Below are 12,145 nucleotides of genomic sequence, written 5' to 3' on the forward strand. Positions count from 1 at the left end.
AGTGTATACATTCTTATAACTTTTTATCTACATAAAATTAACTATTATAGTTTAACAAATTTTTTCCAATATTACTTCAAAGTGAAACAAGTTCTTACCAAATTAGAATAGTTTGAATTGATAGAAAATTACAAAAAGTTGTTGACATAGGCAATATGATGTAGTAAATTTAATTTATCAAATTTTTAGACATTTCAAACAAATCAAAAAAATAAACCATTCTATCGAGAGGAGTATAATAAAATGACCAAAAATACAATGCAATATCAACCAACAACTTCAAATATTTTAGTCATTTTATTATGCTCATAGGACTGGAACTTTAGTAAAGAAACTACTAAACGTTTAAGTCCTTATTCTAGTTGAATGGGACTTAAAAGCGTCCCAATTATTTATTGGGACGCTTTTTTATTTTCAATTTTATGGGGGAATTAGATATGAGAAGCGATATGATCAAAAAAGGAGATCAGCAAGCTCCAGCAAGAAGTCTTTTGCACGCTACTGGTGCATTAGAAAAACCAACAGATATGAACAAGCCCTTCGTGGCAATTTGTAATTCGTATATCGACATTGTCCCTGGACATGTACATCTGAGAGAATTAGCAGATATTGCCAAAGAAGCAATTCGTGAAGCAGGCGCAATTCCCTTTGAATTTGACACAATCGGCGTTGATGATGGTATCGCAATGGGTCATATTGGAATGAGATACTCCCTACCCTCTAGAGAAATCATCGCAGACGCTGCAGAAACTGTAATTAATGCACACTGGTTTGATGGCGTATTTTACATTCCAAACTGTGACAAAATAACACCTGGTATGTTATTAGCTGCAGTAAGAACAAACGTCCCTGCAATCTTTTGTTCGGGCGGCCCTATGAAAGCAGGACTATCTTCTGAAGGAAAAGCTTTAACATTATCATCAATGTTTGAAGCTGTAGGAGCCTTTAAAGATGGTTCAATTTCGAAAGAAGAATTCTTAGATATGGAACAAAATGCGTGTCCTACTTGTGGTTCGTGTTCTGGAATGTTCACAGCCAATTCAATGAACTGTTTAATGGAAGTATTAGGACTTGCCCTTCCATACAATGGTACAGCATTAGCAGTGAGTGACCAACGCAGAGAAATGATTAGAGAAGCAGCATTTAAATTAGTAGATAACATTAAAAACGATTTAAAACCAAAAGATATCGTAACACGAGAAGCAATTGATGACGCATTCGCTTTAGACATGGCAATGGGTGGTTCAACAAATACTGTATTACACACACTAGCAATTGCTAACGAAGCGGGTATTGATTATGATTTAACACGAATCAATGAAATTGCCAAAAAGACACCTTATCTTTCAAAAATTGCACCTAGCTCTTCATATTCAATGCATGATGTACATGAAGCTGGTGGTGTTCCTGCAATCATCAATGAATTGTTCAAAAAAGAAGGTACACTTCATCCAGACAGAATAACAGCTACAGGCAAAACATTACGAGAAAATAATGAAGACAAAGCAATTTTAAACAATGATGTTATTAGGCATCTTGATAACCCTTATGATAAACAAGGTGGTTTATCCATTTTATACGGTAACATAGCGCCAAAAGGTGCAGTTATAAAAGTTGGTGGCGTTGACCCATCTATTAAAGTATTTAAAGGTAAAGCAATTTGTTTTGATTCACACGATGAAGCAGTTGAAGCAATTGATAACCATATTGTTCGTGAAGGTCACGTAGTAGTTATTAGATACGAAGGTCCTAAAGGTGGTCCTGGAATGCCAGAAATGTTGGCCCCTACTTCCTCAATTGTAGGTAGAGGATTAGGTAAAGATGTAGCTTTAATAACAGATGGCCGTTTCTCAGGCGCAACACGTGGTATCGCAGTAGGCCATGTATCTCCAGAAGCAGCTTCAGGTGGCCCAATTGGTCTCATCAAGGACGGTGATGAAATTACAATTGATTTAACAAACAGAACTTTAGACGTTGAAGTATCAACCGAAACATTAGAAGCTAGAAAACAAGATTTAAAACCATTTAAAGCAAAAGTAAAAACAGGTTATCTTGCACGTTACACTGCTTTAGTAACAAGCGCTAATACAGGTGGCATCATGCAAGTACCAGAAAATCTAATTTAAGGAGTGAGCACTATGTCTAGACAAACTGAAACGCTTGAACAAGAAATGTCAGAAAATTTTGATTATTTAGAAGCCGCTGAAACTGTTGAACCTGAAGTTGAATTAGAACAAGAAACAATAGATGAAATGAAATCTGGTTCAGAATTGCTCGTTGAATCTCTTGCAAATGAAAAAGTAGATTTTATATTTGGATATCCTGGTGGCGCGGTTCTTCCGCTTTATGACACTTTTTATGAAGGTAAAATCAAGCATATTCTAGCAAGACATGAACAAGGTGCTACTCATGCAGCAGAGGGTTATGCACGTGTATCAGGCAATACTGGTGTAGTTGTTGTCACGAGTGGTCCAGGGGCAACAAATGCTATCACTGGTATCGCTGATGCTTATAGTGATTCGTTACCTTTGGTAGTGATCACTGGACAAGTAGCAACACCAGGCATAGGTAAAGATGCCTTTCAAGAAGCAGATTTACTTTCTATGACAACACCAATAACAAAACATAACTACCAAGTTAAAAATGTTAGTGATATTCCTAAAATAATCCATGAAGCTTTCTATATCGCTAATAGTGGTAGAAAAGGTCCTGTGGTTATCGATTTCCCTAAAGATATGGGAATCTTATCGACCAACGCTCAAATCACAAACGAAATTGAATTACCAGGTTATACAGTGCCAAATCAACCAGCAAAGGAAGACATACAAAAGCTTCGTGATTATTTAAAAAGCTCTAAAAAACCCGTTGTTCTTTCTGGTGCAGGCATTAACCATGCAAAAGCGAATGATGTATTTACTGAATTTATAAATAGACATCAATTACCAGTAGTTAGTACATTACTTGGGCTTGGTGCAATACCATATGAAAACCCCTATTTCTTGGGTATGGGCGGTATGCATGGATCATACGCCAGTAATATGGCATTAACTGAATGTGATTTACTCATCAACTTTGGTAGTCGTTTTGATGACCGTTTAGCTAGTAATCCAGATGAATTTGCGCCAAACGCTAAGATTGTTCACGTAGACATCGATCCATCAGAAATTAATAAAATAATCAAAGTAGATTTGGGCATTGTTGCAGATTGTAAAGCTACATTAGAGGCACTATTAGATTTTGATAGCTATTCAATTAAACATGAAGCATGGTTAGAAACTTGTAATGAAAACAAAGTAAATCAACCTTTTGCCTATCAAGAAGATGAGCAAGGTGTTTTCTCCAAGCCACAACGTACAATTGAGTATATAGGCGAAATCACAAATGGAGATGCAATCGTAACAACCGATGTGGGTCAACATCAAATGTGGGTTGCTCAGTACTACCCATTCAAAGACCACGGGCAAATTGTAACAAGTGGTGGTTTAGGAACAATGGGATTTGGTATCCCTGCTGCTATTGGAGCAAAACTTGCAGAACCTGATAAAACAGTTATTTGCTTTGTAGGCGACGGTGGTTTCCAAATGACCAATCAAGAAATGGCAATTTTAGAAGAATACAACCTTGATATAAAAATTGTAATTGTTAATAACGGTACCCTAGGTATGGTTAAACAATGGCAAGATAAGTTTTTCAATAAACGTTTCTCACATTCAGTATTTAATGGTCAACCAGACTTTTTAAAAATCGCTGAAGCATATAATGTCAAAGGATATATCGTTGATGATCCTGCACAATTAGAACAACAAATTGATGCGGCTTTCCAACACGATGGACCAGCACTAATCGACGTTCGTATTTCACCAATCGAACCAGTAACTCCTATGGTACCAAGTGGTAAAGCCAACCATGAGATGGAGGGACTATTATGAGAAGGACATTTAGAACTAAGGTAAGAGATAAAGCTGGTACATTAAATAGATTAACGAGTATTTTCGTTCGTAGACAATTTAACATCGTTACACTCTCTGCGACACCTACATTAGAGGAAGGTATATCTGATATAACGTTTGTAGCAGAAGTACCAGATACAGATGTATTACGTAATTTATTACAACAACTTGAAAAACAAATTAATATCATAGACGTTGAAGATATTACAGAAACCAATACTTACAATAGAGAATTGGTATTGGTGAAATTACAAAAACCAATAAATCAACAAGACTTACAAAAAGTAATCAAACCTTATGATGCGCTAGTCTCTATATTGAAAAATGAAGATGAGTATACTTACCTTCAAGCTTCAGGTCCACAATATACGATGGATAATTTATTAGATGATCTATCATCATATCAAATTGAACAAGTTTCAAGAACCGGTTCAGCAGCTTTAGTATAGTTTTGAAACAACAATAACTAAATTTTAAAAAACATGGAGGATTTTATTATGACAACAGTTTATTATGACCAATCAGTAACGAAAGACGCTTTACAAGGTAAAAAAGTAGCAGTCTTAGGCTATGGATCTCAAGGACACGCCCACGCTCAAAATTTAAAAGACAACGGTTATGACGTAATTATCGGTATCAGACATGGACGTTCTTTTGATAAAGCAAAAGATGATGGCTTCGAAGTATACCCTGTAAATGAAGCAGCAAAACAAGCTGATGTTATCATGGTACTTTTACCAGATGAAATCCAAGGACAAGTATATAAAGAAGAAGTTGCACCTAATTTAGAACCTAATAATGCATTAGTATTTGCACATGGATTTAATATTCATTTCGGTGTAATTCAACCACCAGAAGACGTAGATGTATTCCTAGTTGCACCAAAAGGACCAGGACATTTAGTACGTCGTACATTCGCTGAAGGTAGTGCAGTCCCTGCCCTATTTGCTGTTGAGCAAGATGCTAGTGGTGAAGCTACTGATTTAGCATTAAGCTATGCAAAAGGTATCGGAGCAACTCGTGCAGGTGTATTAGAAACTTCATTTAAAGAAGAAACTGAGACTGATTTATTTGGTGAACAAGCAGTATTATGTGGTGGTACTACTAAATTAATCCAATCTGGTTTCGAAACGTTAGTAGAAGCGGGTTATCAACCTGAAATTGCTTACTTCGAAGTATTACATGAAATGAAACTTATCGTTGATTTAATGTATGAAGGCGGAATGGAAAACATGCGTTATTCAATTTCTAATACAGCAGAGTTTGGCGACTATGTTTCTGGTCCACGTGTTATCACACCAGATGTAAAAGATAATATGAAAGCTGTACTAGAAGATATTCAAAAAGGAAACTTCAGTGATCGCTTTATTAAAGATAATGAAAATAACTTTGAAGAATTCCACAAACTACGTGAAGAACAACATGGACATCAAATCGAAGCAGTTGGTAGAGATCTTCGTGAAATGATGCCATTCATTAAATCTAAAAGTATTGAAAAATAAATAGACACTATATTTGTTAACTCGTAGTAAGAAGAATCTCATTAGGTATAATCACGCTTAATTTTGTCCCCTCTTTGAGATTCTTTAATACTTACGACTTACCAATTGTGTCTAAAATTTAGAAATAGGAGATGTTGAAAATGAGTAGCCATATTCAAATTTTTGATACAACACTTAGAGACGGTGAACAAACACCTGGAGTAAACTTTTCATTCGATGAAAGATTGAAGATAGCAAGACAACTGGAAAAATGGGGCGTCGATATCATAGAAGCGGGTTTTCCTGCATCAAGTACTGGTAGTTTCAAATCTGTTGAAGCAATATCTAGAGCATTAACTACAACTGCAGTTTGTGGATTAGCACGTTGTGTAAAGAAAGATATAGATGCTGTATATGAAGCTACAAAAGAAGCTGCAAAACCGAGAATTCATGTTTTTATAGCGACTAGTCCAATACACCGAGATTCAAAATTAATGATGTCTAAAGAAGAAGTATTAGCTTCAATTAAAGAGCATGTAGCTTATGCGAAACAATACTTTGATGTCGTTCAATTTTCACCTGAAGACGCTACAAGAACAGAACCATCATTTTTAATCGAATGTGTTCAAACAGCTGTAGACGCCGGAGCCAGTGTTATCAATATACCTGATACTGTAGGATTCAGTTATCCTAAAGAATATGGCCAAATTTTCAAAACACTGCAAGAATCAATAACAACTAACCATGAAGTAATTTATAGTGCGCATTGTCATGATGACCTTGGACTAGCTGTAGCAAATAGTATGGCAGCAATTGAAAATGGTGCGAAACGCATCGAAGGTACATTAAATGGTATTGGGGAACGTGCAGGTAATACAGCCCTCGAGGAAGTTGCTCTCGGCCTTTACGTTCGACAAGATCATTACAATAATCAAACAAAAATCAATCTACAAGAAACCAAACAAACTTCAGATTTAATTGCTAGATTTGCAGGTATCCGAGTTCCTAGAAATAAGGCAATAGTCGGACAAAATGCATTCAGTCATGAATCTGGTATTCATCAGGACGGCGTACTGAAAAACCCAGAAACATATGAAATTATGACGCCGCAACTAGTTGGTGTAAAAACTACTGAACTACCCCTTGGAAAACTATCAGGTAAGCATGCCTTTGCAGAAAAACTAGTAGCTTTAGGTTACGATGTAGAACCAGAAGATCAAAAAGCATTATTTAAACAGTTTAAAACGATTGCAGATAAGAAGAAATCAGTCACAGATCGTGACATTCATGCATTAATTCAAGGTACAGAGCATGAACAAAATGCAATCTATAAAGTAGAAACATTACAGCTCCAATTTGTATCTAATGGTCTACAAAGTGCAGTTGTCGTTATTAAAGATAAAGATGGAAACACCTATCAAGATTCAAGTATTGGTACTGGATCAATTGTTTCCGTATATAACGCTGTTGATCGTATTTTTGATCGCAATACAGAACTTATTGAGTATCGCATAGATTCAGTAACTGAAGGTACAGACGCTCAAGCAGAAGTACATGTACAAATTAAGATAGATGATCAAATTGTTACTGGTGTAGGTATTGACCATGATATCTTATTAGCTTCTTGTAAATCATATGTTGAAGCGCATGCCAAATATGTAGCAAATACTCATGAGGAAGAAGGTATTCACTCATGAGCCATAAGATTGTAGCCCTTCCAGGAGATGGAATTGGACCTGAAATATTGAATGGTTCATTAGAAGTATTACAACAACTCAGTAAATCCTTTAATTTTGATTATGATATAGAAACACATGATTTTGGTGGCATTGCCATTGATAATCACGGTGAACCACTTCCAGAATCAACATTAAATGCTTGTAAAAATGCAGACGCAATTCTATTAGGTGCTGTGGGGGGACCTAATTGGACAGATCCTAATAATAGACCAGAACAAGGTTTATTAGGTATTCGTAAAGCTTTAGGTCTGTTTGCAAATATACGCCCTACTACAGTTACGAATGGCACTAGCCATTTATCCCCTATTAAAGAAGAACGTGTTGCAGGTACAGATTTCATTATAGTAAGAGAGCTAACCGGTGGTATCTATTTCGGTGAGCCAAAACAATTAAATGATAACGACGCACTCGATTCATTAACTTATACTAGAACTGAAATTGAAAGAATTGCTAGAGTTGGCTTTGATTTAGCTCAAAAGCGTCATAAAAAATTAACTTCAGTTGATAAAGAAAATGTATTATCTTCCAGTAAATTATGGCGTCAAGTGATTAATGATGTCGCCCATGAGTACCCTGAAGTTGAAGTGAACCATTTACTTGTTGATGCTTGTGCGATGCACTTAATCACTAATCCAGCACAATTCGATGTCATTGTTACAGAAAATTTATTCGGCGATATTTTAAGCGATGAAGCATCTGTAATCCCAGGTTCTCTAGGTTTATCACCTTCTGCAAGCTTTAGTGAACGGGGTCCTAGACTTTATGAACCTATACATGGCTCTGCACCAGATATTGCTAACCAAGATATTGCAAATCCATTTGGTATGCTACTATCTGTTGTGATGTGTCTTAGAGAAAGTTTAAACCAAAATAACGCAGCTGATAAATTAGAATCAGTTATTTATCAATTAATTAAAGAAGGCAAAACAACACGCGATCTCAATGGAGATTATAATACATCTGATATTTTTAATTACGTTAAGAAAAATCTTTAAAAAGGAGGAGATGTCATATGGGTAAAACACTATTTGATAAAGTTTGGAACAAACATGTACTAACTGGTAAAGAAGGTGACCCGCAGTTATTATATATAGATTTGCATCTTATACATGAAGTCACATCTCCTCAAGCTTTTGAAGGATTAAGACTTAATAATAGACAACTACGCAGACCAGACTTGACTTATGCTACGCTTGACCATAATGTACCAACAGTAGATATTTTTAATATTAAAGATGAAATTGCAAATAAACAAATTACGACTTTGCAAAATAATGCTAAAGCATTTGGTGTTCATATCTTTGATATGGGCTCTGATGAACAAGGGATTGTCCACATGGTTGGTCCTGAAACTGGTTTAACACAGCCAGGAAAAACTATAGTATGTGGAGATTCACACACTGCAACACATGGTGCGTTTGGTGCAATTGCTTTCGGTATTGGTACAAGTGAAGTTGAACATGTTTTTGCGACACAATCACTTTGGCAAACTAAACCTAAGAATCTAAAAATTGAAGTCACTGGTCAATTGCCTACTGGTGTTTATGCAAAAGATATTATTCTATATTTAATTAACCAATATGGTGTTGATTTTGGTACAGGTTATGCATTGGAATTTGCTGGTGAAACAATTCAAAACCTATCTATGGAAGCAAGAATGACTATTTGTAACATGGCTATTGAAGCAGGTGCAAAATACGGTATGATGGCTCCTGATGATACTACATTTGATTATGTTAAGGGCCGTCCTTATGCCACTAACTTTGAATATGATATTGATGCGTGGCGTGAACTCTATACAGATGAAGACGCTGAATTTGATAGAGTCATTGAAATGGATGTATCTGATTTAGAGCCTCAAGTAACATGGGGGACAAGTCCAGAAATGGGCGTAAGTTTCCATACACCTTTCCCTGAAATAGAAAATGTTAACGATGAGCGTGCTTATAATTATATGGGTCTGCAACCTGGTCAAAAAGCTGAAGATATTAACCTAGGATATGTATTCTTAGGATCATGTACAAATGCTCGTCTCTCTGATTTGGTTGAAGCTAGTCATATCATAAAAGGAAATAAAGTTCATCCAAATATTACAGCTATTGTGGTACCTGGATCGCGTACTGTGAAAATCGAGGCTGAAAAAATGGGTCTTGATAAAATTTTCAAAGAAGCAGGATTTGATTGGCGTGAACCTGGTTGCTCAATGTGTCTAGGTATGAACCCTGACCAAGTACCTGATGGCGTACATTGTGCATCAACTAGCAACCGAAACTTTGAAGGTCGACAAGGTAAAGGTGCACGGACTCACCTAGTTTCTCCTGCAATGGCAGCAGCTGCAGCAATTAACGGGAAGTTTGTAGACGTAAGAAAGGTGGTTGTCTAATATGGAAATTAAACCTATTACTACTTATACAAGTAAAGTAGTTCCCTTATTCCATGATAATATTGATACCGATCAAATTATACCCAAAGTACATTTGAAACGCATATCAAAATCAGGTTTTGGCCCTTTTGCATTTGATGAGTGGCGCTATCTAGATGATGGATCAGATAATCCAGACTTCAACCCAAATAAACCTGAATATAAAGATGCTACGATATTAATTACTGGTGAAAACTTTGGTTGTGGTTCAAGCCGTGAACACGCAGCTTGGGCCCTTAAAGACTACGGTTTTGATATTATTATCGCTGGTAGTTATAGTGATATCTTTTATATGAATTGTACTAAAAATGCGATGTTACCAATAGTATTAGATGAAGATGTAAGAAAATATCTTGCACAAGCAGGTGAAATTACTGTAGACTTACCAAATCAAACAGTTTCTACATTAGATAAATCTTTTGATTTTGAAATTGATGAAACTTGGAAGAATAAACTCGTTAACGGGCTTGATGATATTGCATTGACTTTACAATACGAAGATGCAATAAAATCTTATGAATCAGCAAAAACGTATTAACTAATTACTAAATTAATAAATAAAGGTGTGAAATCATATGACTGTAAAAACTACTGTGTCTTCTAAAGATATCGATGAAGCTTATTTACAATTAAAAGATATTGCTAAAGAGACGCCCTTACAAAAAGATCATTATTTATCTCATAAATATGATTGTAATGTTTATCTCAAGCGTGAAGATTTACAATGGGTAAGATCATTTAAACTTAGAGGTGCATATAATGCAATTATTGCACTAAATGATATTGATCGCCAAAACGGCATTACATGTGCTAGTGCTGGTAACCACGCTCAAGGTGTAGCATATACTGCTAGTAAGTTGAATTTAAATGCAGTGATTTTTATGCCAGTAACTACCCCATTACAAAAAATCAATCAAGTGAAATTCTTTGGTGGCAGTAATACTGAAGTAGTTTTAACTGGAGATACATTTGATGATTGCTTAAAAGAAGCCCTTGTATATACAGAAGAAAATAAAATGAACTTTATTGATCCTTTCAATAATATTTTTACAATTGCTGGACAAGGGACACTAGCAAAAGAAATAATTGAACAATCACAAGAAGATGATATTCAATTTGATTATTTATTTGCTGCAATCGGTGGTGGCGGTTTAATTTCAGGTGTAGGCACTTACTTTAAAGAACATGCTCCTGAAACTTCGATTATTGGTGTAGAACCTGCTGGTGCAAGCAGTATGTATGCTTCAGTAGTTTTAGAAAAACAAATTGTCACATTACCTGATATAGATAAATTTGTTGATGGCGCATCTGTAGCGCGTGTAGGTCAAATCACATTTGATATTTGTAGAAATGTAGTTGATGACTACGTTCAAGTACATGAAGGTGCTGTTTGTTCAACTATTTTAGATATGTACTCAAAACAAGCTATTATTGCAGAACCTGCTGGTGCCTTAAGCGTCGCAGCACTTGATCAATATCAATCAGAAATCAAAGGCAAAACAGTTGTATGTGTAGTCAGCGGTGGTAATAATGATATTAATCGAATGAAAGAGATTGAAGAACGTTCTTTATTATTCGAAGAAATGAAACATTATTTTATTTTAAATTTCCCACAACGTCCTGGTGCACTAAGAGAGTTTGTTAATGAAGTCCTTGGACCTAAAGATGATATAACTAAATTTGAGTATCTTAAAAAATCTTCTCAAAATACAGGTACAGTAATCATAGGTATCCAATTAAATAACCACAAAGATTTAGATAACTTAAAAGCAAATGTAGACGAGTTTGATAATTCTAATATTTATATTAATGAAAATAAAATGCTTTATTCCCTACTCATTTAATTATGTATGTTAAAGGAATCTTCTTAACAATAATTATATGTATATTATGGCCGAGACGTAAATTTTATATGTCTCGGCCTTTTAAGGACCATTTTCAATTTATTGAGTTAGCGGGAGTTAGTCACCACTTATGCATGAGCTTCTGCTCATGTATTCCGTTGCAACCGACCATTACTCTCTATTGAAGTTAAGCTCTTCGCGCATAAAAAAAGAGACCTCTCGGTCTCGGCTCATCGCATCCTATAATGCTGCCTGTAAAGTCCCACTTTTAAATCCTAAGTTCTAAATTTATTAAGATAGAATTGTGACTCTCATATCAGATTATATTTCATTGTATTAGTGGGACTTATGCATGAGCTTTGCTCATGTATTCCCCTTTACTACTCTTGTGGAACGTAAGTCTGCTACCTTCGGCGCTAAAGAGCTTTCTTGCCGTAAGACAAGCGCTCGCATCTTTTCTCACTTGCACGCTTTCCTTACTCACTTACCACTCGTAAGCTCGTTTCGTCATACGTTTAGTTCGTCAGCTTCAAACGCTTTCTCACGACAATTGTTTTACGTTGAAGTTAAGCTCTCTTTATACATAAAAAAAGAGACCTTTCGGTCTCGGCTCTCATCGCATCCTATAATGCTGCCTGGCAACGTCCTACTCTTGCGGAACGTAAGTCCGACTACCATCGGCGCTAAAGAGCTTAACTTCTGTGTTCGG

At 35.8% G+C, this 12,145-nt stretch carries 9 protein-coding genes; all 9 read left to right on the plus strand.

The genetic code is table 11. The features are described from left to right. The first annotated feature begins 437 nt into the window (after positions 1-437). The 9 genes from ilvD to ilvA all read left to right on the plus strand — a co-directional run bounded on the left by ilvD (position 438) and on the right by ilvA (position 11,436). The gene (ilvD, locus tag J5E45_RS13805) at positions 438-2,126 is read left to right on the plus strand and encodes a dihydroxy-acid dehydratase (RefSeq protein ID WP_039069580.1); all 1,689 of its coding nucleotides are present in this window, start codon (positions 438-440) and stop codon (positions 2,124-2,126) included. A gap of 12 nt (positions 2,127-2,138) precedes the next feature. Then, positions 2,139-3,929 (plus strand): biosynthetic-type acetolactate synthase large subunit, encoded by a 1,791-nt coding sequence (gene ilvB / locus J5E45_RS13810; RefSeq protein ID WP_069793030.1) that lies wholly within the window; start codon positions 2,139-2,141, stop codon positions 3,927-3,929. After that, positions 3,926-4,399 carry an acetolactate synthase small subunit gene (gene ilvN, locus J5E45_RS13815; protein WP_039069582.1) on the plus strand — a complete coding sequence of 158 codons (474 nt, stop codon included), beginning with the start codon at positions 3,926-3,928 and terminating at the stop codon, positions 4,397-4,399. Before ilvB ends, ilvN begins: the two co-directional genes overlap by 4 nt. Before the next feature lie 48 nt (positions 4,400-4,447). Then, positions 4,448-5,452 (plus strand): ketol-acid reductoisomerase, encoded by a 1,005-nt coding sequence (gene ilvC, locus J5E45_RS13820; protein ID WP_039069583.1) that lies wholly within the window; start codon positions 4,448-4,450, stop codon positions 5,450-5,452. A 140-nt stretch (positions 5,453-5,592) separates the two neighbouring features. After that, a complete protein-coding gene (locus J5E45_RS13825) occupies positions 5,593-7,128 on the plus strand; it encodes a 2-isopropylmalate synthase (RefSeq protein WP_069793032.1) in 1,536 nt (511 codons plus the stop codon). Beyond that, complete coding sequence (gene leuB / locus J5E45_RS13830; protein ID WP_101051169.1) at positions 7,125-8,165, plus strand: 3-isopropylmalate dehydrogenase; 1,041 nt, start codon at positions 7,125-7,127, stop codon at positions 8,163-8,165. Before J5E45_RS13825 ends, leuB begins: the two co-directional genes overlap by 4 nt. A gap of 17 nt (positions 8,166-8,182) precedes the next feature. After that, on the plus strand, positions 8,183-9,553 hold the full coding sequence (gene leuC, locus J5E45_RS13835; protein ID WP_069793033.1) for a 3-isopropylmalate dehydratase large subunit: 1,371 nt from the start codon (positions 8,183-8,185) through the stop codon (positions 9,551-9,553). A 1-nt stretch (position 9,554) separates the two neighbouring features. Continuing rightward, positions 9,555-10,130, plus strand: coding sequence for a 3-isopropylmalate dehydratase small subunit (gene leuD, locus J5E45_RS13840; RefSeq protein WP_208182349.1), 576 nt, complete (start codon positions 9,555-9,557; stop codon positions 10,128-10,130). A 37-nt stretch (positions 10,131-10,167) separates the two neighbouring features. After that, complete coding sequence (gene ilvA / locus J5E45_RS13845) at positions 10,168-11,436, plus strand: threonine ammonia-lyase IlvA (RefSeq protein ID WP_039069588.1); 1,269 nt, start codon at positions 10,168-10,170, stop codon at positions 11,434-11,436. Positions 11,437-12,145: the final 709 nt, after the last annotated feature.

The sequence above is a fragment of the Staphylococcus shinii genome (assembly GCF_017583065.1).
GTDB classification, from domain to species: domain Bacteria; phylum Bacillota; class Bacilli; order Staphylococcales; family Staphylococcaceae; genus Staphylococcus; species Staphylococcus shinii.